The sequence below is a fragment of the Paracoccus liaowanqingii genome (genome assembly GCF_004683865.2).
In the GTDB taxonomy this organism is placed as follows: domain Bacteria; phylum Pseudomonadota; class Alphaproteobacteria; order Rhodobacterales; family Rhodobacteraceae; genus Paracoccus; species Paracoccus liaowanqingii.
Map to the genome: position 1 here is coordinate 2,198,031 of NZ_CP038439.1, position 24,923 is coordinate 2,222,953.

The following is a 24,923-nucleotide window of genomic DNA, read 5'->3' on the forward strand; positions in this document are numbered from 1 at the left end:
TGACGAGGCTGGCACAGCATCGCAAGCTTGGCGAGCGAGATCCTTTCAAGCCTGCAGGCCTGTGCGGGGGAATTCGAGGTCCTTCGCGTGACCGCGCGATGCCAATCGATACATGTGGACGCAGGTGACGCAGTCGGCTTAGCCTTCTTTCATTGATTGGGAGGAGGACACCCTTGTTGATGACACGACGCAGCCTGTTCGGGACGATCGCCACGCTTGCCCTTTTATCGGGGGGTATTGCCCAAGCTCAGGACCAGGATGGAGCCAGAGATACAAAGCGTATTCTGGTTTATGGAGACTCGAACACTTGGGGATACATCCCGGTAGAAAGCGGACCGACGGAACGGTATGACGCCGATGTCCGATGGCCGGGCGTTCTGCAAGCGGAGCTTGGGGAGGGGTACGAGGTCATCGAGGCGGGCTTGAGCGCGCGCACCACCGACATCGCGGATCCGACCCTGCCGCATATTTCCGGGGCCGGCCTAGATGGTTCTGCCGCCCTGTCGCCGATCATCGCGTCCCATCTTCCGCTTGATCTTGTTGTGATCATGCTGGGCACCAACGATGTGAAGGTTCAATTTGACCGGTCACCGTTCCGGATCGCGCTGGGGATGGGAAAGCTGATCGACATCGTCGCGCAAACCGGTGGTGGCGTCGGAACGGACTATCCGACACCGGAGGTTCTGGTTCTGGCACCGCCCCCACTTGGAGAGCTATATCCCGAGGGGCGGGCAGAGCGGTTCGCCGGGGGCGTCGAAAAGACCCAAGCGCTTCCCGAGCATTACCAGACGATCGCGGAAGCGGCCGACGCGGAGTTCCTCGACGTCGGAACACTTGCTGAGACGGATGGGATAGACGGGGTGCATCTGTCGGACGGTGCGCATGAGGACATTGGGCGAGGAGTGGCCGAGAAGGTGAGGGCCATTCTGGAATAAGTCGTCTATGAGGCGCGTCTGGTTCACAGGCGCGCCGCTCGCAGATGCCATGGCAGCGTCATTGGCGGGGCCTTCTGCGGAAGCGGGGCTGAAACGCCAGCTGCCCCCTCACGTCATCGCGTCGATCAGCTCACGTGTGGCGATCAGGTCGGACAGGTCGACGGCCAGAGGTGCCCTGCCCTCCAGCGCATCGAGGAAGGCCGCAATCAGGTCGCGGTGGCTGGCATGGTCGAAGGCCATGGGGTCGGCGCCGCTTCCGCCGGCCCCCTGCCCGCCCAGGCCCTCGACCCGGCCGTCGGCATGGAAAACCGTCGCGCGCAGGCCCTCGATGCGGATCGTCGCCCGTTCGAGGATCAGCGTCATCGTCTCGGTCATGCCCGGAAAGCAGGCCGTCGTCGCCATGATCGTGCCGGGCACGGCGTCGGGGCCGAACGTCGCCAGGGCGCAGACCAGATCCTCGGCCTCCATGCGGTGGAGCGGGCTGGTCACCGCCTGCGCGGCGGTGATCCTGGCACCCCCGCAGAGCGCGCGCAGCACGTCGAGCGTGTGCACGGCCTGGGTCAGCAGGACGCCGCCGCCGTCACGCGCAAAGGTGCCGCGGCCGGGAGCATCGTAGTAGGACTGCGGCCGCCACCACGGGATCAGGCAATGCACGCCGCAGAGCCGGCCGAAGGCGCCGGAGGCGAGAGCCGCCGCGACCGCCCGGATCGCGGGCCGGAACCGGTGCTGGAGCACCGGAGCGGCCAGAAGGCCGGTCGATCCTGCCAGGTCTGCCAGAAACCGGGTGTCCTGCGTCACCAGCCCGGCGGGCTTCTCGATCAGCAGATGCTTGCCCGCCGCCAGGATCCGGCGACCCAGATCGCGGTGGCTGTCGGGCGGGGTCAGCAGAATGACTGCATCTACCGTGGGATCCGCCAGGGCCATGTCCAGATCACCGGTCGCCGGGATCCCGTGTGCGGCCTCGAACGCGGCCCGTCGCGCAGGGCTGCGGGTCACCGCATGGGCCAGCCGCGCCCGGCCCTTCAGATCGGCCAGGCTCGCCATATGCGGGGCCAGCGCCATTCCCAAGCCGACAATGGCAAACGTCTTCACCCGTCAGCTTCCCATCTCACTGCCCCGGCACCGAGGACCCTCTCATCGGTACAGGTCATTTTCATGCAGCCCTTTCAGAGGTAGATCGTCAGGCTGTGCTGACCACAGGGCACTGACCTTTTGGCCCATCGCGATCAGACCAGTTCAATCTCGATCGCGGCCAGAGGCAAGCCGTCGAAGCAAGCCTGCCATGCCTCGCCCGGACAGACGGGCAACGCGCGCGTCAGCGTGCCGGTCGTCACGAGATCGCCTGCCTTCAAAGGCACAGCATCGGGCATCCCGGCAAGAAGATCGACGAGGTGGCCCAAGGCCACAAGCGGCCCACCTCCAAGGACGTTTGTCGCATGCCCCTGATCGGCCACCGTCCCGTTTCGACAAAGGGTCGTCCGGAATGTCGAAAGCCGGGCGATCCAGTCGAGCTGTTCCGCCGGAGGCAGATCCCGCATCGGTCCATGCAGGAAGGCTCCATGCAACCCGAACGCCGCCACTGTATCGGCCCCGCTGAACCTCCAATCCTTATAGATGGAGTGCACCATCTCGAAGCCGGCACAGATACTGGATACGCAGCCGATCAGCTCGGCGGGCGTCATCCCCGGACGAGGCGGTGCCGCGAGTTGAAAGGCGATCTCCGGCTCGATGCGCGGCTCCATGAGACTGCCCGCATCGAGCGGGGCGCCAAGCGGCCTGACCGTGCTGTCATACATTGTTCCGACGATCGGCGCCGAGACGTTGAACTCCTGCCAGATCGTCCTGTTGGTAAAGCCGATCTTTCGCCCTAGCGGACGCTCGCCTTGCCGCGTCCGGGCGTCTTCAATTAGCGCGCTGACGCGATAAGCCTGATCCAGAGACAATCCACCGGGGCGGGTCGTTATCAAGGGGATCTGACGCTGTTCGGAACGCGAGCGGAGGATCTCGGTGGCAAGTTCGGCAGTGTCTGGCACAATATCATCCCGGTTGATTAAGCACTTTCTGCACATGGCAATGCGAGCCTGGCAAGAGCATTGGTCGGGAGACGCAAGGGCTCCGAGCAGGCCACATTTATCGCTATGCTACACGCCGGCCGGCGCGGCTATAGTCGAGATCACGGCCGCAACAGGCCTACTGACCAACATGCGTCAAGCATGCCGGTGTAAGGGGACAAGGCTCATATCTATGCTAGACTTGGATGGTAGTCGCTAGGTCTCAGCCCCTGCCGCCGCCACCGTTTCCGCCGCCACCGTTTCCGCCGCTGTTGCCGCCGCCACCGTTTCCGCCGCCATTGCCACCGCCGCCGCTCCCGCCACCGTTGCCATTACCGCCGCCGTTGTCACTGCCGCTGCTATTCCCATTGCCGCCACCGTTGCCATTTCCCCCGCCGTTTCCGGCGCCGCCGCTGCTCCCGCCGCCGTCTCCGGTACCACCGCCACCGTTCCCATTGCCGCCGCTATTACCGCCCCCGCTGTCATTGCCGCCGCCGTTGCTTCCGCCACCGCCGCCGCCGTCTCCGGCGCCACCACTACTCCCGCCGCCGTTTCCGGTGCCACCGCCCCCGTTCCCGTTGCCGCCGCCATTACCGCCGCCGTTGTCATTGCCGTCGCCGCTGCTTCCGCCACCTGCGCTCTCGCCGCCCGCACTTCCACCGCCTGCACTGCCGCCGCTCGCGCCCTCGCCTCCTGCATCACCGCCGCCTGCGCTCTCGCCGCCCGCGCTTCCACCGCCTGCGCTGCCGCCGCTCGCGCCCTCGCCTCCTGCATCACCGCCGCCCGCGCTCTCGCCGCCCGCGCTTCCACCGCCTGCACTGCCGCCGCTCGCGCCCTCGCCTCCTGCATCACCACCGCCCGCGCTCTCGCCGCCCACGCTTCCACCGCCTGCACTGCCGCCGCTCGCGCCCTCGCCTCCTGCATCACCACCGCCCGCGCTCTCGCCGCCCGCGCTTCCACCGCCTGCACTGCCGCCGCTCGCGCCCTCGCCTCCTGCATCACCACCGCCCGCGCTCTCGCCGCCTGCACTGCCGTCGCCCGTGCTGCCGTTGCCGTTAGTCCCCCCCGCGCTCCCGCCGCCATTTCCGCCATCACTGTTCCCGCTGCCGCTGCCGCTGCCAGAAAATCCAGTGCCGCCATCTCTGCCGTCACCAGGGCTTCCGCTGAAGTTTCCCCCTCTGGTCTGACCCGGGCCCTCAGTGCCAATCCTGACGCCGGACACGTTGCGAACCGGTGAAGGTCGCAGCAACCGGTTGTCTCCGCTGTCCGCAGAAGCCCCCTCGCGATCCTCGTCGGCCCCTTGAGTCCCTCCAGTTGCACCCAGGGCCTCAAGCACTTGAGACGGTGTCGGCGTGCTGCTGCGCGTGATCACCGGCCTGGCTTGAGGAAGCGCGCCTTGGCCGCCCAGCCACAGTTCCAGATAGCCCTCCTCGGGTGGGGGCATGAAGCTGACGAAGTCACGCGCAACGGTGTCCAGCACGGCCGCCAGATCCTCGGCTGCCGCCTGATCCTGATGATGGAAATATCGGACATGCGTTTCGCCGATCGTGAAGGGCGTCACGGCTTCCTCGGGCGACCATCCCATGGCTGCAAGCTGCGACAAGGCCTGGCTCCGCCGTTCCGCTGCAAGGCGTTCAGGGACGTAGACGGCAAGGCGCATTGGGGGCAGTTCCGGACCCGTCGACACCTGCGAAGGGCCAGCTTCGCCTTCCGGCACCTCCGGTCGGGTGAGTGGTCGAGACATGGAGTCAGCCGCTTCTGCCTCTCGGGAGATCGGATCAGGCGCCGCAGCCTCAAGCCTGAGGCTCGCGTCGGATGCGGGTCGTTCGGAGGCCGCGCTTGGCGGTTGCGCGGCCGATGCCGGCGACGAGGGTTCGGGCGTAGGAGCCAGCTCTGACCTCGTCGCAGGCAGCGGGGGCAGATGCCGCCAGATTTCCTGCGCCGTCGGAAGGCTGTTCCCGCTTGTTTGAGCGCCCGCTTGCGTCGCAGCCACGCAGGCGATGAGGGACAGCGCGCCAAGGCGGACCTTCGAATGTCTGCAACGTTGCTTCATGGCTCAGGCCTCTGCTTTGAGTGCACGGCACGGGGTGATCTGCCAGCGATAAGCATGTCCCACGAGGCATCAGTCCATAACCGTTCCTGGCCATCTGTCATGTCAAGTTATGTTGACTCCACCGGCACGCGAAATGGTCCTCATGCTTGCAAGGCAAACTATCGGACACACCTGTGCCGCACTACTATGTGGGCGGGACAGCCGGCCAGCGCCCCCTTCGGAGCGCCGAGGCTGCTCGAGCTCTTCGGAGGCGAGTTCCCGTTGAGGGTGCAGCTCCGCAGCCGTCAGCAATAGCGTTCGACAAATGCCATCTGCTGATCGCCATAGCGGTCGCCATGGGCAAAGCCCGCAGGAAGGATACGGTCGATCGCCGCAAGGTCCGCGGCATCAAGATCTGCGACCGTCCAATCGCGTAGGTGCTCCGCCGTCCGCGTGCCCGGGATGGGTATGATGTGATCCCCCTGTGCCAGAACCCATGCAAGTGCCGCACCCGGGACTGTCCAGCCCCGGTCCGCACAAAGATCGCGGAATGGCGCGATGGCCGCAAGATTGGCGGAAAAGTTCGGCTCGACGAAACGCGGGTTGGTGTCCCTGAAATCGATGCCTGACCGAAACTCCCGCTTCAGCGGCTCCCGTCCGAACATGCCTCGGCCCAGAGGAGAAAAGGCGACAAAGGCCACGTCGAGTTCGCGGCAGGTCTGGATCAGGCCCAGCTGCGGCAGCCGCGACCAGAGGGAGAATTCGTTCTGGACCGCAGTGACCGGATACTCCGCATGGGCGCGACGCAAGGTCGCCGGTGCAACCTCCGACAAACCGTAGCCACCGATCTTTCCTTCCTGCACTAGCCTTGCCATCGTTCCGGCCACGTCCTCGATCGGAACGTCGGGCTGGCGGCGGTGGATGTAGTAAAGATCCACGTGGTCTCGCTTGAGCCTGGACAGCGACTCCTCGAGGCACTGGCGGATATGGAGCTCATCATTGCGCACCGTCCGCGGCGGGCCGTTGACGATGCCGCACTTCGTGGCGAGGTGGACATCCCGATGCCCCCACCTGCCGATGATCTGTTCCGATACGCCCATGCCATAGATGTTGGCGGTGTCGTAATGACGGATACCGGCGTCCAGCGCTGCATCCAGGCAGGCAAGCGAGGTCGCTTCATCCGTGGCACCGAACATCCCGCCGAAGCTCATCGCGCCAAATCCAATAGCGCCGACGCTGCGGTTGCCAAGCCGTCTCTGTTCCATCTGAGCCTCCTGTGCCGCGGAGCGGAAGAGAAGCGCGACGTATCCGGCCAGTCAAGTCAAAGCGCTCTCATGACGGGCGGTCATCAGCCTCTGCAGTGCGCGAGCTCCATGCGGCCACCATGCCTTACCTGACCAGGCAAATTCAGCCATCTGGACCAATGCCTGTGCCTGCCAAGGGCGAGACTTCATGGATCAGGCGCAGGCCAAGCCAGTTTCTGTATGGACTTCCCGCACGAGCACTGGACGCAGATCGCGTTCACGAATCCGCTTGAACGGGTGAACCGCGAGATCAAGCGCCGCGCCGACGTCATCGGGATCTTTCCGAACGACGGCGCCATCATCCGCCTGGTCGGCGCGCTGATGCTGGAAACCAACGATGAATGGGCCGTCGCACGGCGCTATATGAGCCTTGAAACCCTGGCCCGCGTCACCGACAATCCAACCGTTAGGCTGCTCGCCGTGGCCGCCTGATCAGCACATCTCATTGCGGGCTCTACTCCTGAAACAGTAATGCTGAGCGGCAAAGATCATGCCAAGACGTTTTTAAAGCTATAGAACCTAGGATACCTCGTGACGCCGTCGGAACGAAAAGAAGCTGTTGAATACGCTGCCCGGGAGCTGGAGGAGATACTGAGCTCCGAAGCCATCTTGAATGCGCTGACTCCGGAAGAGAGGCGATGCGACGAGTATTGCGAAGCGCTTTGGAAGCTGCGTGAGAAGAGCGCGACAGCCCAACGTTTCGCGATGTTGTCCGGCCTGGATCTGACGCAATTACGCCCCATCGTTGAAAAACCGGCCATCCAGGCTTCGGATGACGCCGAAGAGGCAGGCGGGCAGGACAACTACCTGACGCACCTCACTCGTCTGCTGGCGGCTTCTGACAGCGATCCGATCAGTTTCGATGCCTTGTTTCGCCATGCAGCAGAGCTTTATCGTCGTGGAGAATGGCCGGTCCCCCAACTGCGGAAGTTCAAGGACGAGGTCGATTCCGAAGAAAGAGCCAGACCTAGAAATAGCAAACCAAGAAACGTCGAAGAACGCGATGATTTCATCGCGATGGTGATCCATGAGGTTCACTGTATTTTTAATGTGCCGCTGACACGAAATGACGCCTCAGACCACTGCGACAGTGCCTGTGATATTGTGGCCGAGGCGATGACGGTCATTCGTAAGAGCCCGAGCAGCATCGATAGCATGAGAAAGATCTGGAGCAAGCGGGCTCTTGCGGTGTAAGGCCGTGCATTCTGGTCCCGAACGTCAGAAGACGGACTTCGCGTTCAGCCGACCTAAAGTCATTCGACAGTTCCATAAAAAGGGAAGAGGCTTCGTGACGCTGTTCAGTCATTTGTGCTGGCGCAACATCGGCTGCCCTTTGAGACCACCACTCCCTTAACCTTCATTGATGACAATGACGCGTGAAACTGTGCGAGCCGCCTGGCTGCGTCTGTCGCACGGCCCATCGTCGCCAAAGCCACACCCCAGGAGAGTGGGCATCCACTGGAACGCTTTGTCTGATTCCGCAAATCGGCCCCTCAAGGGATCCTTTGTGGGTAATAAACTACCCCCTAGTTATTAACCCACGCTTCATCGCGACTCGTTCGCTAGCGTTCTTCAAGATGGCAACAAGCACTTGGAGGGCTAGGAATGGCCGAAGAAATTTGGCGATTGCCGCGGGTGACCGCGACAATCGGAATGGGGCGAAGCTGGGTATACAGTGCCGTGTCGCAGGGGCGGTTTCCGGCACCTGTGCGTCTTGGCACCAGGGCAATCGGCTGGAAGCGCAGCGACGTTCAGGCGTGGCTCGACAGCCGCCAGAGGAGAGCGCTTTAATGGGCTTTTTTTTGCGATCTAGCCTACGGAATGTCCCCGACGACATTGAGCCGCGTCGAAGGATCCAACTCCATGTCTGATCCATGGTTCAAGTTTTTCCCTACCGATTGGCGGGCTGATCCCGCCCTCCGCATGTGCAGCTTGGCAGCGCGCGGCCTCTGGATTGAGATGATCGCCCTGATGCATGATGCCGTCCCTTACGGCCACCTTCTCATCTCCGATCAACCTCCGACGGATGCACAACTTGCCGTCTTGGGAGGGGCACCTACTGACCAAATCACCAACAGTCTTGGCGAATTGGAATTAGCAGGCGTTTTCTCCCGTACGAGAAAGGGTGTCATCTACTCGCGAAGAATGGTTCGGGATGGGCAAGGTCGCGCAATTGCGATGAAAAATGGAAAGAAAGGTGGCAATCCAACCCTCAGAAAAGCAATCGAAAATATGCCGTTGGATAACCCCCTGGTTAAGGAGCGGGTTAAGCCCCAGAAGCCAGAAGCCAGAAGCCAGATAGATGATGGTGGTGGTGATACGCGCGAGGCCGATACGCTGCGTGGTCGTATACTTTCGGCGATCGGGGTCGATCCCATCTCCGGTATGGCTGGCCCGAACGGCAACTTACTCGGAACTAAGGCTGACATGGAGCGGGTCAGGATGTGGCAGGCCGATCTTGGTCTGAACTCAGACACCATCATCGCCGTCGTCGTTGAGACAATGACCAGAAAGCGCGACGGCCCGCCAAGCCGTCTCACTTATTTCGACAAGGCAATGCAGCGGGAAGCGGGCCGCAAAAATGAACCCCGCCTGACTCCGATCGAAGGAAACACTCATGACCACCATCGTCAAATTCCCACAAATCGTCGAGCCGCATTCGCTGATGACGCCTTTGCTGAACGAGTTTCGTTCGCCGCAAGAAATCGCAGCCCATCGCGTTCAGACTTCGATTTTGGTTGAGATCATCCTTGATGGTTATTGGCAGGCTGACATGAGCGAAATGAAACGCAATATGATCTTGGCAGACTGGTGCGACGAGATGGAACCTTGGACACTGGAATGCATCAGGGCTGTGCTCCGCAAGTGGCGGCGACAGAACCCAAACAAGAAGCCGAACCCTGGGCACATTCGCGAAATACTAGAACGCACTTTGGCCGAGCGTAAAGCCTTTGAGGGCAGAGCGGTTGCACAGCAGCAGCTCCCTCCTGCGCTCCATAAAAATTCTGACCCGTGCGCTAGGCTAGCCCATATCGATGAGCTTGAGGTAGAATTCCCTGGCTTAATCAAGCGTATGCCTAAGGTATCGGAATGAATTTTCCAGCGCCTTTTGGGTCCTTCCCGCGCCCTCTCCTATGCGGTGGGCTTAGTCGCGCAAGGTTTCCAGTTGCAGGCGAGAAATCTGGGTTTCCACCTGGAAACCAGAGCTTTCCACCCGGCCGAGGGTTTCCACTCCGTCTTCAGTTTCCACTTGCCCGGGAGGGGGTCAGCAATCCCGCACCACATTCGCTCCCGCGTATCGGTGATGCATTTCACCAAGCCGGGAGCCCTCTGACATGACCCGCGGTTCCAACCCCCTGCCAGCGGGCAGAATGACAGCGTCCGAGCGCCGGCGCGAACTCTGTGCGCTCCTCGGCCTGGGCCTCGTCCGGCTCCGGATGCGCAACAGCGACTTTACGGAGACAGTTCGCAACGGTGCAGATCCGGCGACTACACATCTGCCTCGGACAGAGCGGTAGTGCGGGACAACGAAAGTGGAAGAAAAGATGCAAATGATGAACGTCGATCCCATTCCCGCCCGTCTGGCCGCCCTGAAGGACGCGCCGGCGGCGGAGTTGAAGATGCAATGGCGGGAGTTGTTCGACACCGCCCCGCCGCCGTTCAACCGCCGCTATCTAGAAAGTAGGCTGGCCTATCGCATCCAGGAACTTGCCTATGGCGGGCTGAAGCCGGAGACGGTCCGACGCTTGGAACGGCTCGGCGAGGAACTGGATGGCGGTGACCGAAAGAAGAGCCGGATCCGCGCCGATCTTATGCCCATCGCCGGCACCCGGCTGATCCGCGAGTGGCAGGGCAGCGAGCAGGTCGTCACGGTGACGCAGGACGGCTTCGAATGGCAAGGCCGGCCCTACAGGTCGATCTCCGCCATCGCCCGCGCCATCACCGGCACACGCTGGAACGGTTGGGTGTTCTTCGGTCTCAAGAACCACAGGAGCCGGGCATGACAAAGGCAGTCGTTCGCAAGCTGCGCTGTGCGATCTACACGCGCAAATCCTCCGAGGAAGGGCTGGAGCAGGAGTTTAACTCGCTCCACGCCCAGCGCGAAGCCTGTGAGGCCTATATCGCCTCCCAACGCTCCGAGGGGTGGGTGCTGGTGCGCGATCAGTACGATGACGGCGGCATCTCCGGCGGTACGCTGGCGCGCCCTGCCCTGCAGCGCCTCCTGGCAGACATCGAGGACGGGCTGGTCGATGTGGTGGTGGTCTACAAGATCGACCGGCTGTCGCGGTCGCTGATGGACTTCTCGAAGCTGGTGGAAGTCTTCGATCGCAACGGGGTGACCTTCGTCAGCGTCACCCAGTCCTTCAACACCACCACCTCCATGGGCCGGCTGACGCTGAACATCCTGCTTAGCTTCGCGCAGTTCGAGCGTGAGGTGACCGCCGAGCGGATCCGCGACAAGTTCCGCGCCAGCCGCATGAAGGGCATGTGGATGGGGGGCAATCCGCCGCTGGGCTACAAGGTCAAGGACCGCAAGCTGGTGGTCTGCAGCGAGGGCGCGGACCATGTTCGCTGGATCTATGCCCGCTTCCTTGAGATGGGCTCGGCCACCGAACTGGCCCGCGAGGTGGAAAAGCGCGGTATCCGCACCTCTCGCGGCAACCATATCGACAAGAAGGCCATCTACCGGATCCTGAACAACCGGGTGTACATCGGCGAGGCGGTGCATAAGGGCGACAGCTACCTTGGTGAACATGCGGCCATTATCGAACGGGACATCTGGGACAAGGTCCGCGCCACTCTCACCGACAGCCCGCGTACCCGCGCCGCCCGCACCCGGGCGCAGACCCCTGCCCTTCTGAAGGGGCTGATCTATGGTCCTGACGGCGCGGCCTTCTCGCCCAGCCACACCCGCAAGGGTGGCAGGCTCTATCGCTACTATGTCAGCCAGACGGTCCTGAAGCACGGCGCCGGCGCCTGCCCGGTGGGGCGTGTACCTGCCGGCGAGATCGAGGCGGCGGTCATCGACCAACTGCGGGCGGTGTTCCGCCAGCCGGAGATCGTCGCGGGAACATGGAAGGCGGCACACATGCAGGACGGCAGCATTACCGAAGCCGATGTCCGTGATGCGCTGGGCCAGCTGGATCCGCTCTGGGACGAGTTGTTCCCGGTCGAGCAGGCGCGTATCGCGGCCCTGCTGGTCGAGCGCGTCGACATTGGCATCGATGGCCTGAGCGTGCGGCTGCGCATCGATGGTCTCGGCGGCCTTGCCCGGGAGATGCTTGCCGGCGCGATGGAGCGTGCCGCGTGATGCGCGCAGAACTCGTCTCCGCCCCTGCCCCCGTGCCCGAGGCCATGACCCTGCATGTGCCCTTCCGCGTGGTGAAGCGTGGCGGACGCAAGGAAATCTTGCTGCCGGAGGGGGCACCCCAGCATCGCCGCAGCGACAGTGCGCTGGTCAAGGCGCTGGGCCGCGCCTACCGCTGGAAGCGCATGCTGGAAAACGGCGACTTCGCCACCATCGGTGACCTGGCCGGGTCCGAGAGCATCGCCCATTCTTACATGACCCGCGTGCTGCGCCTCACGCTGCTCGCCCCGGACATCGTCGAGACTATCCTCGACGGCAGGCACGGCCCTGAACTGACCCTGCCACGGATGCTGGAGCCGTTTCCAGCGGACTGGGCGGCCCAGCGGTCGCACTGGGCTTCAGCCCCGCGATAGCTGCGAGCCCACCGTATCCCCCCATACCGCCTGACGGAGGGTGAACTCCCGCGCAGGCGTCCCACGATCTTCGAGGAGGATCGGCAACGCCCTCACGGGCGAGCGATACCGGTCCGCCTCGTGGATATCCCAGCTACATCAAACAGGAGAATGACAATGAACAAGGACGAAGGTCATCTTTGGATAGAAAGGGAGGTCTTGCAAGAAATGGCACGGGACCTCGGCGGCCATCTTGTCGGCTGCCTGCTGCACCTGATCGCCGATGCCGAGGACAACGGCGAGATCGCGTACGAGACGGCAGTCATGCTTCTGGCCGCTGCCCCGGACATGAACGAGCGGAAGGCACAGAAGGATGTCTCCCGGCTCGTGAAGGCCGGATGGCTTGTCCGGAAGGGCGATCAGCTGGCGATCAAGGGGTATGGGACAACCTTTGTCCAAGACCGCAGGCAAGTGCCACCGGCCTGAGTTTTGCGCCGGGATGCATAGACCTGCCGGATTGGTCGCTGCCCTGCCGCGCGACGTGGCCGAGTAAAGCGGCAGGGCCTGATCAAACTTACGGTAAAGCTACGCCTCCCGGCGCGGCTTTGCTGGATCTCGCCTATCCAATGCGCCGCACGGAGAACTGCTGCCCACTGGATGGAGCACGCCCATCGTGGGTGTCAGCCTTCTCTCAGGGGGTCAGCAGATACTTGGCCCCTGTCGACTTGCGCATGTAGGCCGCCACCGTTTCCAGCTGCAGCGCCTGCTCGAGGGTGATGCGGGCGGTGTAGTGACTGGCAAAGGTCGTGGTCATCTCCGCCAGAACGCGCTGCCGCATCCGCTCAACAGTTGCCGGGTCCAAGCGCTGCAGGGCGTGGAACAGCAGCCAGCCTCCGACGCGCCAGCTGAAACCGAAGCCGCGGCGCAGGACCGAAGGACCGGTGTCCAGCGACCCGTAGATGTAGCCCTGCTTCAGCACGGACGAACCGTAGCGGTCATAGCCGGTCATGCTGCGCGCGGCGACCGCCTCCATAGCATTCAGGATGGTGCTGGTCATCTCGCCGCCGCCGATGGCATCGAAGGAGAGCGTGGCGCCGGTGGCGGCGATCGCCTCGGTCAGATCGTCGAGAAAGCTGTCCGTGCTGCTGTCGACGACATGCGTCGCACCCAGCTCCCGGAGCATGGCGACCTGCTCCGGGCTGCGGACGATGTTGACCAGCCCGATGCCGTCGGCCTTGCAGATCCGCACCAGCATCTGCCCGAGATTGGAGGCCGCGGGGGCGTGGACGATCGCCTTGTGCCCCTCGGCACGCATCGTCTCCACGAAGCCCAGCGCGGTGAGCGGGTTGACGAAGAGCGCCGCGCCCTCCTCGGCGGACGCGCCCTCGGGCAGGACCAGGCAGTCCTTTGCCTCGATCAGGCGCAGGCGGGCATACATGGCGCCGCCCAGCATCGCGACCCGCCTGCCGAGCAGGTGCTTCTGGTCCGGCCCCGCCTCGATGACGGTCCCTGCCCCCTCGTTGCCGACCGGCAGCGACTGGCCGATCCGGGCCTGCATCGCAGGCATGGCGCCATCGGGAATGCGGGCGGTCAGCGCCTGGCCATCCTGCGCCAAACTCTTCATGTCGGCTGGCCCGAACATCAGCCCGAGATCGGACGGATTGATCGGCGCCGCCTCGACCCGCACCAGCAGCTGCCCCGGTCCGGGTTCGGGCAGGACGGCCGGCTCCAGATGTAGCCGCAGCGCGCCATCCGCACTGATGGTCGATCTCAGCTCCAGGTTCTCGCGATCCATAGGTTCCTCCGATGGCTTTGGTGCCGATCTTGTCTTACGCGTAAACCCAGTTCAACCATTGCAAACAGACTGGCGCCGCCGCGTTCAAACGGCCCTGGTTTCGATGCGGGCGGTTACCAGCGCCAGCCCCTTGGCATCACGTCGTGCCCAATAGCGCAAAATGATGATTGAGCCGTTCGTCGAGAACGACCAGAGTACCGGCACCGCAGCCGGATTGCGATCTAGCGCCCGGATGGATATCCAGATCCTCGCCATGAGGGAGACCCGCCGTGAGCCGTTCGGACCAGGACCTTGATCATCTCGACGACCTGCTGGCGGCTTTGCCGCGGGAAAGCCTTCCGATGACAGTCAGCGAACTCGACGGCTATGTGACCGGCATCCTTGCCTGTCCCGACCTCGTGCCCCCGTCGGACTGGCTCCCCATTGTGTGGGGAGAAACGGGTGACGCGGCGTTCCCTGATCTGGCCACGGCCGGAGCAACCATCTCAGCGGTCATGGCCCATTACAGCGCAGTCGCCTCAGACATGGCAAAGACCCCCTGGATCGAGCCGATCTACGAGGTCGACCCGAACAGCGACGAGACGCTGTGGGAGCCGTGGGTCGACGGGTTCACCCGTGCGCTGCGTTTGCGCCCGGAGGCATGGCAGGCGCTCATCGAGCAGGCCGACGAAGAGGCCAAATCGTCGCTGATCTTCTTGATGGCCCTGCAGGACATCAACGAGGGGACCAGCACGTTCACCGAGGAGGAGATCGATGACATCGACCTGCAGGCCCCCGACCTGATCCCGAGCTGCGTTGCGGCGATCCTGCGGATGTCGCGTCCAGAGCTTGTCATGAAGGCCGACAACCTTTCCCACCCTCCTGTCAGAAGCAAGCGCCCTGGTCGCAATGACCCTTGTCCCTGTGGTTCAGGTCGCAAGTACAAGCAGTGCTGCGGGAAGAACTGAAAAGCACCGTGGGGTGCATTTCGCACAGCCGCAATCTGCGAGAGCGGCACCTAGCCAGATTTTCTTGAACCCAATACTGGGCGGGAGCGAGGGCTGAACTGAACGTCTGGTGGATTTGCATTTCCTCGTCAAACTTGATGTCAGTGCTGCCCTTTCCATCCAGTCCTATGGTTCAGTTACGGCCCCACATGTCCGGTGACCCTGCTTTCCTGCCTGCACTATTCAGCTCGGCGGTGCCGATGCGTGGTTTCACGCAAACGATCGATTTCAGTCATTCGGATGTCACACCCGGATGTCATTCCGGCTGCTGAAATAACCGCGTCGGAATATTGCAGATGTCAGATCAGGGAACAGGGGTCGCGTCGGGCCGCCAGTCGCGACTGATGGAGCGGCTGGAGTCGTGCAGCTATGCACAGACGCTGGATCTTTCAGCTTATCTGGGTGTGTCTGAAGCGACCGTGCGGCGTGATCTGGTGGATCTCGAGGCGCGGGGGCTGATCCGGCGCACCCATGGCGGTGCCATGCCGCTGGCGCAGATCACCCGCGATTTCACCAACAGCGAACGCCTGTCTCGCAATGCTGCCGACAAGGCACGGATCGGCAAGGTCGCGGCGGATCTGGTGGCGGATGGTGATGCGGTCTTTCTGGATGCGGGCACCACGGTGCTGCAGGTGGCCAGCCAGCTCTCGCGCCGCCTGGGGCTGACCTTCGTGACGAATGGCACCGATATCGCCGCCTGCCTGTCAGGCGCCGGCGCTGAGCGCCTTTTCGTCACCGGAGGCGAGTATCACCACTTCAACCACAGTCTGACCGGCGCGCTGGCGGCCGAGACGATCCGGCGGTTCAATGTCGACAAGCTGTTCCTGTCGGTCTCGGCGGTGGATCTGACGCGCGGACAGATCGCCATCTCGCATCCGGCCCTGGCGGAAGCGCAGCGCGCGATGATCGAGATCGCGCAAGAGGTGATCGTGGTGGCCGATCATTCCAAGTTCACCCGCAGCGCGCTGTCGGTGATCGCGCCCCTGTCCGCCGTCGATCGCATCGTCACCGACACCGCCTGCCGCGACTGTCTGGGCGACATCCCCGACGCGCTGGCGCGCAAGTTCATCTTTGCCTGAGGACGCCCCATGCCCATCCTGACGCTTGATGCGCTGACCAAATCCTGGGGGGACACCCAAGTCCTGCGCGATGTGTCCCTGGAGGTGCGCGAGGGCGAGTTCATCGCCCTGCTGGGCCCATCCGGCTGCGGCAAGTCGACGACCCTGCGCCTGATCGCGGGGCTTGAGGCGCCCACATCCGGCGCCATCCGACTGGACGGGCGCGACATCACCGCCACGCCCCCGGCGCAGCGCGGCATCTCGATGGTGTTTCAATCCTATGCGCTGTTCCCGCACCTGACGGTGGGGCAGAACATCACCTTCGGCCTGTCGGTCCGGGGCGAAGGCCGTCGCGCGCAGGCCGAGAAGCTGGCCCGCGTCGCGCCGCTGCTGGGGCTGGACAAGCTGTTGGACCGTCGCCCCTCGCAACTGTCCGGGGGCCAGCAGCAGCGGGTGGCGCTTGGCCGGGCGCTGATCGCGCAGGCGCCGATCTGCCTGCTGGACGAACCGCTGTCGAACCTGGACGCCTCGCTGCGGGCCGAGATGCGGGCCGAGATCCGTGCCCTGCAGCGCCGTCTTGGCCTGACCATGATCTTCGTCACCCATGACCAGACCGAGGCGATGAGCATGGCCGACCGCGTGGCCCTGCTGCGCGACGGGCGGCTGGAACAGTTCGATACGCCCGAAGCGCTCTATTCCCGCCCGGCCAGCAGCTTCGTCGCCCGCTTCATCGGCGCGCCGCCGATGAACGTGGTGACCGTGGCCGATCTGGGCGCGGCGGGGGCGCATCTGCCCCAGGACATGCTGGCGGGCCTGCGCCCCGAGGACATCACGCTGGCCGATCACGGTCTGCCAGGGCGTGTCGCACAGGTCGAATATTTCGGAGCGGACAGCATCCTCTCCGTCGATATCGGCGGACCGCATCTTGCGGTGCGTCTGCAGGGCCGCCCCGCCATCGGGCCGGGCGCGACCGTGCATCTGGGATGGGGCGCGGACGCGCTGCATCTCTTCGACGCCACCACCGGGCTGCGGCGCGATGCGGCAGCCCACCACTCACGGACATCGTTTCAAACAGCCTGAGGACATCATGACCCGGATATCCCTGACGCGCGCCCTGCTGGGCAGCGCCGCCCTGAGCCTTGCCGCCCTGTCGCCCGCCTTCGCGCAGACCGAGATCACCTTCTTCTACCCCGTGCAGGTCGGCGGCCCGCTGACCGAGGTGGTCGATGGCTATGTCGCCGAATTCGAGGCGCAGAACCCCGACATCTCGGTCGAGGCGATCTATTCGGGCAGCTATACCGACACGACCACCCGGGCCCTGACCGCCGCGCGGTCGGGTACGCCGCCCACGGTCGCGGTGATGCTGGCCACCGACATCTTCACGCTGATCGATGCCGAGGTGATCGCGCCCCTGGACGAGCAGATCGCAACGCCCGAGGATCAGGCCTGGCTGGACGGCTTCATGCCCGCCTATCTGGCCTCGGCCCGGCTGGACGGCCATGTCTGGGGCGCACCCTTCCAGCGCTCGACCGCCGTGATGTATTACAACAAGGAAGCCTACGCCGCCGCAGGCCTGGACCCGGAGACTCCCCCGGTGACCTGGGAGGAGATGGTCGAGCATGGAAAGGCGCTGACGATCCGCGACGATGCCGGCAATGTCACGCAATGGGGTCTGGGCATTCCCGGCAGTTCGAATGCAGCGCATTGGCTGTTCGGCGCGCTGGTTGCGCAGAACGGTGGCCAGCTGTCCAGCGAGGACGGGCTGCACACCTTCTTCGACAGCCCCGAGGTGATCGGGGCGCTGGAATACTGGGTTTCGCTTGGGGCCGAACATGCCATCCACCCGCCCGGCGTGCTGGAATGGGGCACCACGCCGTCGGACTTCATGGAGGGCCGCCTGGCAATGGCCTGGACCACCACCGGCAACCTGACCAACATCCGCGACAACGCGCCCTTCGATTTCGGCGTCGCGGCCTATCCGGGCAATCCCGATCCCGCCTCGGTTCTGGGTGGCGGCAACATGTATATCTTCGCCGATGCCTCGGACGAGGAGAAGGCGGCGGCGTTCCAGTTCATCAAGTTCATGACCTCGGACGAGCTGCTGGCGGACTGGGGCATCCAGACCGGCTATGTCGCGCCCCGTGACGGGTCGTGGGACACGCAGGCGCTGCAGGACTATGTCACCGAAGTGCCGCAGGCCGATGTGGCGCGCCGCCAGATCGCCGTCTCGGTCCCCGAGATCTCGACCTATGAGGGGCAGCGGGTCAACGAGGTGCTGAACGCCGCCCTGCAGGCCGCACTGACCGGCCAGCAGACGCCCGAGGCTGCCCTGACCGCAGCCCAGGCCGAGGCCGAGCGGATCCTGTCGGTCTATCGCGACTGATCCTGAGATGACCGTGGGGAGACACCGATGATATCGCGCAACGCCCGGATCGCGTGGCTGCTGCTGGCGCCTGCCGCCGTGCTGCTGGTGGCCTTCACCTTCTACCCCACGGTCGCCACGCTGATCGACAGTTTCCACTCGACACCGCGAGGGCGGCGCCCGGCCGAATGGGTGGGCGCCGGCCATTTTCAGACAATGGTTGCCGATCCGATCTTCCGGCAGGCCTTCGTCAACAACCTGATCTATGCCGGGGTGATCATCCCGGCCTCGATGGGGCTGGCGTTGGCCATGGCGCTGCTGGTCAATGCCCGGATCGGCGGGCGGGCCTTCGTGCGGCTGGCCTTTTTCACGCCTACGATCCTGCCGATGATCGCCGTCGCCAATATTTGGATGTTCTTCTATGCGCCCGATTACGGACTGATCGACCAGATCCTCGGGCTGTTTGGAATGGGAGGCAACAACCTGCTAGGGATGCCGGGAACCGCGCTTTGGGCGCTGATCGTCATCACCGTGTGGAAGCTGGCGGGGTTCTTCATGATCTTCTATCTGGCCGCCCTGCAGCAGATCCCGCCCAGCCTGCTGGAGGCCGCGGCGCTGGAGGGCGCAAGCCCCGCCCAAAGACTGCGCCGGGTCATCCTGCCGCTGCTGATGCCCACCACGCTGTTCATCCTGATCAATGCGGTGATCGAGGCCTTCCGGTTGGTCGATCATGTCATCGCCCTGACGCGCGGCGGGCCCAACAATTCGACCCAGCTGCTGCTGCACTACATCTATCAGGTGGCCTTCAGCTATTGGGACACGGGCTATGCCGCAGCGCTCAGCGTGGCGCTGCTGGCGGTGCTGGCATTGATCGCGCTGGTGCAGTTCGGCGTCCTTGACAAAAGGATCCATTACCGATGAACCGCGTCACCCTGAACCTGATCGCATGGGCGCTGGCGCTCATCTGGATCCTGCCGCTGGTCTATGCGATCTGGACCGCGATCCATCCGCCCGCCTATGCCGCAAGGTTCGAGCTGTTCGCCCCCCTGACGCTGGAGAACTTCGTCCGCGTCTGGAACGCCGTGCCCTTCGACCGGTACTTCCTGAACACCGTGCTGCTGGTGGTCTTTGTCGTCATCAGCCAGTTCGTGATCTGCACGCTGGCGGCCTATGCCTTCGCGGTCTTTCCCTTTCGCGGATCGGAATGGCTGTTCATGCTGGTGCTGATCCAGATGATGGTCATGCCCGAGGTGCTGCTGGTCCGGAACTATGCCACCATCTCGGATCTGGGGCTTCTGGACACGATCCCGGCCATCGCCCTGCCCTACCTCGCCTCGGCGTTTGGCATCTTCCTGTTCCGCCAGGCCTTCAAGAGCGTGCCCAAGGAACTGGACGAGGCTGCCCGGATGGAGGGAGCCGGGCCCCTGCAGGTCCTGTGGCGGGTCTATGTGCCACTGGCCCGGCCCACCTACCTGGCCTACGGCCTGGTCATGGTCGCCTATCACTGGAACAACTTCCTCTGGCCGCTGATCATCACCAATTCGGTCACCACGCGCCCGATCACCGTCGGCCTGCAGGTCTTCTCGACCGTCGAGCAGGGCATCGATTGGCCCACCATCACCGCCGCCACCCTGCTGTCGGTCGCGCCCCTGCTAGTGGCCTTCCTGATCTTCCAACGCCAGTTCGTGCAGAGTTTCATGCGCGCCGGCATCCGCTGAAGGACTCCCCATGCGTCTCGCCCATATCTCCGATCTGCACATCACCGACGCGCCGGGGACAGCCGGCCTGACCCGGCCAGATGCGGTCACCCGCGCCCGCGCGCTCATGGCAGACCTGTCGGCCTTCCCCGACCTCGATCTGGTCGTCATCACCGGCGACACCGTCAACGACGCGCGGCCCGAGGAATATACGGTGCTGGCCGATGTGCTGGCGGGGCTGACGGTCCCCTTCCTGATCGTCCCCGGCAACCATGACGACCGCGCCCTGCTGCGCGGCTGCGTCCCCGACCGCCCCTATGCCAATCCGGACCTGCTGTTTCATGCCTGGCAGCAGGATCACGTCCGCGTCTTCGCGCTGGACAGCCTGTCGCCCGGAGAGGTTGGGGGACGCCTGCTGCCCCCGCAGATCGACTGGCTGGAGTGCCAGTTGGCCCGGCCCTTCGACGGCCATACGCTCGTTGCCCTGCACCACCCGCCCTGCGCCGCAGGAATGGGCCGACTGGACGGCCCCATCCTGATTGAGGGCGCGGGCGATCTGGGCGATCTGCTGGATACGGAAACCCTTCCCGCCACCATCCTCTGCGGTCATCTGCATCGCCCGTTCACGGCGCGGTTCGGTCATTCGATGGTTTGGGCGGCGACCAGCACTGCATTCCAGTTCGCCCTGGACCTGGGCGCCCCGGACGAGCCGCCCACCGTGACCGAGCCCTTCCAATATGCCGTCCATCTTCTGGATGACGCCGGCGGCCATGTCGTCCATCATCGCTTTCCCGACCTTTGACCTGCGAGGCCCCGTGCCATGTTCGACATCCTGACCCCCCTGGCGCATGAGGCCGGCGATCTGGCCCTGACCCATTTCAGGCAGCTGGCAGACACTGCGATCAGCAAAAAAGGCCCGCTGGACCTGGTCACCGTGGCGGATCGCGCGGTGGAGGCGCTGATCACCGACCGTCTGCACGCTGCCTTTCCAGAGGATGGCATCCTCGGGGAAGAGGACGGCCTGACCCCCGGCATCTCGGGGCGCATCTGGGTCGTCGATCCGATCGACGGCACGTTCAATTTCGTGCGCGGCGGGCGGCAATGGGCGGTCTCGATCGGGCTGTGGCAGGACGGGCAGCCGGTGCTGGGCATCATCTATGCCCCGGCCCTCGGCCTGACCCTGACCGGAGGCGCGGGCCATGCGCCGCTGCTCAATGGCGCGCCCCTGCCGCCCCTCTCCCCATACCTTCCCGACCGCGCGGCCGTGGGCGTGGGTCTGGGCCGCGCCATCCCGGCCTCCGAGCGTATCGAGATGCTGCGCTTTCTGACCGAAGACGCCGGGATCATGTTCCGTTGCTGCAATGCCTCGACGATCTCGCTCATCGAGGTCGCCTTGGGCGAGGTCGACGGCCATGTAGGCTACGGCGAAAGCGCGTGGGACGTGATGGCCGCTTGGCCGGTCCTGGTGGCACTTGGCGCAGTCTCGACGTTGGACTGGGCTTCGACACCATTGACTGAAAAGCTACGCTTTGTGATCGGGAAACCTGAGCTGGTTGACGCCTGCCGGCCATTGATCAGCAAGCACGCCGTCCCGACCCATTGAAGAACGTTCATTGTTGCTAACGATGCTTTGCACCGTTCAGGACAGTTGATGCACCACCTCTAGTGGATGTATTCAGGCACCCGGCCCGACAGCGGGAAGCGGGTTTTCGGCCCTCAGTTGCCAAACATCTTCCTCCTTGGTCGCGCGGCCGAGTTCCCGAAGGCAGAGAATAGCAATTCATGCAGCCGACGGGGGGTCCACCTCGCCCGCGGATTGACAACCTCTAGGGGTTCAAGCAACCTCCGCGAAGCGGCAAACCGCCTGTTTGGTAGGATGGGCATCCGTGTCTGGTGGGTTCCACCCTCTGGGATGTACTTTCGCCCGCCAGCGTCTGAAACCCACCTGTGATGCCGTCCGGCCGCTAGAGCTTGTAACAAGCGCATTGGCGGTGCAAGCCTCGTCAGACTTTCCCTCTGGTGCAGGATCTGTTAGCTGGAAATGCCCGAGTGAAAATGAAGATCGCATCGCACAGATTAAAAATGGCGCTTCAGAACTCCCTTAGTATCAGGAACCAATTGTCTAAAGTTTTAAGAAGTTCGCGGACAATTACCTGTCGATTTTTTCAAGTTATTTCGAAGCTAAGGGGATTTGATTTGGCTGCGAAGCTCTTGTGGCGGCCCCGGCACGCGAAGCATCCACGAGCGCAGATAGGCGGCGGTTGTGGCTGCTAGCTATCCAACCAAAATCATCCTCGCCTTCCGGAGCGGGGGTGTCTGCGCCATGCCGAAATGCGCGAGGCACCTGACCTATAACTCACCGACTGGCGACGACACATATGTCGGGGAAGCCGCTCATATCAAAGGTGAGAAGCCAAAGGCCGCGCGCTACGAAGCTGATATGACAGATGTGGAGCGCGACCATATCGACAATCTCCTTTATCTCTGCACTGATGATCACACGATAATTGACAAGGTTCCCGCAGACTGGACAACGGTAAAGCTGCTCGAAATCAAAACCAAGCATGAGATGCAGGTTAGGCAGGCCATGGAGCTGGCCTTTGCCGACGTCGCTTTCCCCGAACTACAAAACGCTGTGGCATGGGTTTCCAACCAACCACCTGCGACAAACGGTTCATTCGACCTCACTGCACCCGAAGAGAAGATCAAAAAGAACGCCCTTTCCAACGGCGCACGTAATATCATCGCCGCAGGCATGATGTCTCGCGATACGGTCGCCGCCTATGTCGAGGCGGAAGCACAGCTCGATTCCGACTTTCCCGAGCGTCTCAAGGCTGGCTTCCTAGAAGAGTATTTCGGGCAGCGCAAAGAAGGATATAAAGGCGACGAGCTATTCGAACTCATGTGCGCATTCGCGCAGCGTGGATTGCGTAAGCAGGCGGACAGGACAGCGGGTATTGCGGTGCTGGTCTACCTGTTTGAAATTTGTGACGTTTTCGAAAAATGATCCTGCCGACTAAACACATTTCACAGAATGAAGCCTTGCTTGGCGTGGGCGCAACCGTGCTATCTAATCTACAGGAGCCAATGACAGTCTCCGGCCTCTGGGAACGACTGCGTTCCGAACCTAACGTAGGGACGTTTGAACGTTTCGTGCTCGCTGCAAACCTCCTTTACATGGTCGGAGCCATCGATATTGAGAATGGCTTGATCGTAAAGGCCGCACCATGATCCGGTCAATTCGCGCCAATAAAAGAGGCTTTCACACTGTCACCCTTCGACCTGGCGTGAACCTCATTCTCGCCGACCGATCGAAGACGGCAGGCGACAAGGACACGACTAACGCGCTCGGCAAGTCAACCTTTATTGAAATCGTCGATTTTTGCCTCGGCAACAACACCTCCCCCAATACGGGTCTCCGCGTCGAAGCCCTGGAAGGTTGGGCCTTCACCCTCGAACTCACCATCGCTGGCGAAGACGTTGCGGTCACGCGCGCGACCGACGCTCCGGGATTCTTCGAGATCGAAGGGCAGACCGCTCACTGGCCGGTCACACCGGAGCTCAACAAGGAAGGCCTGTCCGGTCTTGATGCCAAGAAATGGCGCGCCGTGCTCGGCTGGGCCTTTTTTGGGATTGGCGAACTGGCAGTCAACGCGGTCTACAAGCCTTCGACGCGGTCTCTCCTTTCCTATTTCGTGCGCAACCAAGCAGCAGCCTACAATACGCCGTTCAAATATTTCGACAATCAGAACACTTGGGACATCCAAATACACAATGCGTTTTTGCTTGGCCTAGACTGGAAAAAAGCGGCAATCTGGCAGCAGCTTAAAGACCAAAAGAAGGCCTTGGCTGCGCTTAAGCAGGCGATTAAGACCGGAGCCGTCGACGGTGAGCTGGCCTCGCTCGGTGAGCTGGAAGCGGAAAGGGTGCGCCTGTCGAACCAGCTTGAGCGCGAGCGGGAGGCCCTGTCCACTTTCCGCGTCCTGCCACAATATCGGGAGATCGAGGCACAGGCAAACGGCCTTACCGCAGAGATCCACGAGATGATTAATTCGAACATCGTAGACAAGCGCCGGCTCGACCGATATCGCGAATCGCTTTCTGGTGAAGACATGCCAACCGACACACGCCTCGAAGCGCTTTATGCGGAAGCAGGCATCGTCTTGCCCGGGGCGGTTGTAAAAACCCTAAGCGATGCACGTAACTTTAATTCCAAGATTACCTCCAACCGGCGCGACTTCATCGCAAGCGAGGTCGCGGCCCTTGAAGGTGCTATCGCCGAGCGCGAAACGAAGGTTGTAGTGCTGACAACCCGGCGCGCTAATTATCTTGCAACACTCGCAGGTCAAGGTGCGTTGGAAGAGTTGACACAGCTACAGGACCTTCATGCCGCCAGTCGGCTCAAGATCGACAAGTTGACCAACCGCATTACTCAGTTGCGGCAGATGACGACCAAAGCCGATACGATCAAGGTTGAGACCGTCGAGCTGAAACGTGCGACGACACGCGATTATGAGGAGCGGCGCGAGATCTGGTCGAAGGCGCTCGGCCTGTTCTCAGAATTCTCGGAAAGCCTCTATAAAGCACCCGGGCGACTTGTCATCGACATTGGCGATACCGGCTACAAATTTGACGTTGAGATTGCCGGCAGTCCGAGCGAGGGCATCAGCAAGATGAAAATTTTTTGCTACGATCTGACGCTGATCTCCTTCGCGCGCGAGCGCGGCTTGGGTATAGATTTCCTTATCCACGACAGCACCATTTTCGATGGCGTTGATCCGCGCCAACGAGCCCACGCCCTCGAGCTAGCTGGTACGATGGCAACACAATATGGCTTCCAGTATATCTGCACACTCAACACTGACATGGTGCCAGCCAAGGATTTCTCAGCTGATTTCGACTTCGAATCCTTGGTCCGTCTGCGGCTGACCGACACCGACCCGAGCGGCAGCCTGTTGGGCATCCGCTATTAGGAGCCGCCTGTAGTCTGATCGATGGGGATA

Annotated in this window: 25 protein-coding genes and 1 pseudogene; 20 read left to right on the plus strand and 6 right to left on the minus strand. The window is 62.9% G+C overall.

What is annotated here, in order from left to right; genetic code table 11:
* The first annotated feature begins 179 nt into the window (after positions 1 to 179).
* The gene (locus E4191_RS10630) at positions 180 to 935 is read left to right on the plus strand and encodes an SGNH/GDSL hydrolase family protein (protein ID WP_135313387.1); all 756 of its coding nucleotides are present in this window, start codon (positions 180 to 182) and stop codon (positions 933 to 935) included.
* Between the two features lie 108 nt (positions 936 to 1,043).
* Here the strand turns inward: E4191_RS10630 and E4191_RS10635 are convergent, their stop codons facing one another.
* From E4191_RS10635 to E4191_RS10650, 4 genes are all read right to left on the minus strand, one after another.
* A complete protein-coding gene (locus tag E4191_RS10635; protein ID WP_135313388.1) occupies positions 1,044 to 2,027 on the minus strand; it encodes a Gfo/Idh/MocA family protein in 984 nt (327 codons plus the stop codon).
* 134 nt (positions 2,028 to 2,161) lie between these two features.
* Positions 2,162 to 2,968 carry a 2-keto-4-pentenoate hydratase gene (locus E4191_RS10640; protein WP_228461244.1) on the minus strand — a complete coding sequence of 269 codons (807 nt, stop codon included), beginning with the start codon at positions 2,966 to 2,968 and terminating at the stop codon, positions 2,162 to 2,164.
* Positions 2,969 to 3,202: 234 nt separating this feature from the next.
* A complete protein-coding gene (locus tag E4191_RS10645) occupies positions 3,203 to 4,126 on the minus strand; it encodes a hypothetical protein (RefSeq protein ID WP_228461247.1) in 924 nt (307 codons plus the stop codon).
* A gap of 1,197 nt (positions 4,127 to 5,323) precedes the next feature.
* Positions 5,324 to 6,283: an aldo/keto reductase gene (locus E4191_RS10650; RefSeq protein WP_135313391.1), complete on the minus strand. Its 960-nt coding sequence runs from the start codon at positions 6,281 to 6,283 to the stop codon at positions 5,324 to 5,326.
* A 219-nt stretch (positions 6,284 to 6,502) separates the two neighbouring features.
* Here E4191_RS10650 and E4191_RS10655 point away from each other — a divergent pair.
* From E4191_RS10655 to E4191_RS10690, 8 genes and pseudogenes are all read left to right on the plus strand, one after another.
* Positions 6,503 to 6,754 (plus strand): annotated as a pseudogene (locus E4191_RS10655) (transposase); the annotation flags it as partial.
* Between the two features lie 99 nt (positions 6,755 to 6,853).
* Complete coding sequence (locus E4191_RS10660; protein WP_135313392.1) at positions 6,854 to 7,516, plus strand: hypothetical protein; 663 nt, start codon at positions 6,854 to 6,856, stop codon at positions 7,514 to 7,516.
* Positions 7,517 to 7,927: 411 nt separating this feature from the next.
* The gene (locus tag E4191_RS10665) at positions 7,928 to 8,113 is read left to right on the plus strand and encodes a helix-turn-helix transcriptional regulator (RefSeq protein ID WP_135313393.1); all 186 of its coding nucleotides are present in this window, start codon (positions 7,928 to 7,930) and stop codon (positions 8,111 to 8,113) included.
* A gap of 72 nt (positions 8,114 to 8,185) precedes the next feature.
* Positions 8,186 to 9,064 carry a hypothetical protein gene (locus E4191_RS10670; RefSeq protein ID WP_135313394.1) on the plus strand — a complete coding sequence of 293 codons (879 nt, stop codon included), beginning with the start codon at positions 8,186 to 8,188 and terminating at the stop codon, positions 9,062 to 9,064.
* A gap of 809 nt (positions 9,065 to 9,873) precedes the next feature.
* Positions 9,874 to 10,326, plus strand: coding sequence for a DUF2924 domain-containing protein (locus tag E4191_RS10675; protein WP_135313395.1), 453 nt, complete (start codon positions 9,874 to 9,876; stop codon positions 10,324 to 10,326).
* A complete protein-coding gene (locus E4191_RS10680) occupies positions 10,323 to 11,633 on the plus strand; it encodes a recombinase family protein (RefSeq protein ID WP_135313396.1) in 1,311 nt (436 codons plus the stop codon). The genes E4191_RS10675 and E4191_RS10680 overlap by 4 nt, the downstream gene beginning before the upstream one ends.
* A gap of 44 nt (positions 11,634 to 11,677) precedes the next feature.
* The gene (locus E4191_RS10685) at positions 11,678 to 12,043 is read left to right on the plus strand and encodes a hypothetical protein (RefSeq protein ID WP_135313397.1); all 366 of its coding nucleotides are present in this window, start codon (positions 11,678 to 11,680) and stop codon (positions 12,041 to 12,043) included.
* 156 nt (positions 12,044 to 12,199) lie between these two features.
* The gene (locus E4191_RS10690) at positions 12,200 to 12,508 is read left to right on the plus strand and encodes a hypothetical protein (RefSeq protein ID WP_135313398.1); all 309 of its coding nucleotides are present in this window, start codon (positions 12,200 to 12,202) and stop codon (positions 12,506 to 12,508) included.
* Positions 12,509 to 12,713: 205 nt separating this feature from the next.
* Here E4191_RS10690 and E4191_RS10695 read toward each other — a convergent pair whose 3' ends face one another.
* Together E4191_RS10695 and E4191_RS23775 are read right to left on the minus strand one after the other, a co-directional pair.
* On the minus strand, positions 12,714 to 13,817 hold the full coding sequence (locus E4191_RS10695; RefSeq protein ID WP_135313399.1) for a zinc-binding dehydrogenase: 1,104 nt from the start codon (positions 13,815 to 13,817) through the stop codon (positions 12,714 to 12,716).
* 84 nt (positions 13,818 to 13,901) lie between these two features.
* Positions 13,902 to 14,072, minus strand: a complete 171-nt coding sequence (locus E4191_RS23775; protein ID WP_176562694.1) for a hypothetical protein — start codon at positions 14,070 to 14,072, stop codon at positions 13,902 to 13,904.
* A 14-nt stretch (positions 14,073 to 14,086) separates the two neighbouring features.
* Between E4191_RS23775 and E4191_RS10700 the strand changes: the two genes are divergently transcribed.
* The 11 genes from E4191_RS10700 (at position 14,087) to E4191_RS10750 (ending at position 24,893) form a co-directional block, all read left to right on the plus strand.
* Positions 14,087 to 14,764, plus strand: a complete 678-nt coding sequence (locus tag E4191_RS10700) for a UPF0149 family protein (RefSeq protein ID WP_135313400.1) — start codon at positions 14,087 to 14,089, stop codon at positions 14,762 to 14,764.
* A 335-nt stretch (positions 14,765 to 15,099) separates the two neighbouring features.
* Positions 15,100 to 15,882, plus strand: a complete 783-nt coding sequence (locus E4191_RS10705) for a DeoR/GlpR family DNA-binding transcription regulator (RefSeq protein WP_135313401.1) — start codon at positions 15,100 to 15,102, stop codon at positions 15,880 to 15,882.
* Positions 15,883 to 15,891: 9 nt separating this feature from the next.
* Positions 15,892 to 16,941, plus strand: coding sequence for an ABC transporter ATP-binding protein (locus E4191_RS10710; protein ID WP_135313402.1), 1,050 nt, complete (start codon positions 15,892 to 15,894; stop codon positions 16,939 to 16,941).
* Positions 16,942 to 16,948: 7 nt separating this feature from the next.
* Positions 16,949 to 18,244, plus strand: coding sequence for an ABC transporter substrate-binding protein (locus E4191_RS10715; RefSeq protein WP_205965949.1), 1,296 nt, complete (start codon positions 16,949 to 16,951; stop codon positions 18,242 to 18,244).
* A gap of 27 nt (positions 18,245 to 18,271) precedes the next feature.
* Positions 18,272 to 19,144 carry a carbohydrate ABC transporter permease gene (locus E4191_RS10720; RefSeq protein WP_135313403.1) on the plus strand — a complete coding sequence of 291 codons (873 nt, stop codon included), beginning with the start codon at positions 18,272 to 18,274 and terminating at the stop codon, positions 19,142 to 19,144.
* Positions 19,141 to 19,941, plus strand: a complete 801-nt coding sequence (locus E4191_RS10725; RefSeq protein ID WP_135313404.1) for a carbohydrate ABC transporter permease — start codon at positions 19,141 to 19,143, stop codon at positions 19,939 to 19,941. Before E4191_RS10720 ends, E4191_RS10725 begins: the two co-directional genes overlap by 4 nt.
* 10 nt (positions 19,942 to 19,951) lie before the next feature.
* Positions 19,952 to 20,722 carry a metallophosphoesterase gene (locus E4191_RS10730; protein ID WP_135313405.1) on the plus strand — a complete coding sequence of 257 codons (771 nt, stop codon included), beginning with the start codon at positions 19,952 to 19,954 and terminating at the stop codon, positions 20,720 to 20,722.
* Positions 20,723 to 20,740: 18 nt separating this feature from the next.
* Entirely contained in the window at positions 20,741 to 21,523 is a 783-nt protein-coding gene (locus E4191_RS10735) for an inositol monophosphatase family protein (protein WP_135313406.1), read from the plus strand.
* Positions 21,524 to 22,183: 660 nt separating this feature from the next.
* Positions 22,184 to 22,927: an ABC-three component system protein gene (locus tag E4191_RS10740; RefSeq protein ID WP_135313407.1), complete on the plus strand. Its 744-nt coding sequence runs from the start codon at positions 22,184 to 22,186 to the stop codon at positions 22,925 to 22,927.
* Positions 22,924 to 23,151 carry an ABC-three component system middle component 6 gene (locus E4191_RS24700; RefSeq protein WP_135313408.1) on the plus strand — a complete coding sequence of 76 codons (228 nt, stop codon included), beginning with the start codon at positions 22,924 to 22,926 and terminating at the stop codon, positions 23,149 to 23,151. The genes E4191_RS10740 and E4191_RS24700 overlap by 4 nt, the downstream gene beginning before the upstream one ends.
* Positions 23,148 to 24,893, plus strand: coding sequence for a DUF2326 domain-containing protein (locus tag E4191_RS10750; protein WP_135313409.1), 1,746 nt, complete (start codon positions 23,148 to 23,150; stop codon positions 24,891 to 24,893). Before E4191_RS24700 ends, E4191_RS10750 begins: the two co-directional genes overlap by 4 nt.
* Positions 24,894 to 24,923 lie beyond the last annotated feature (30 nt).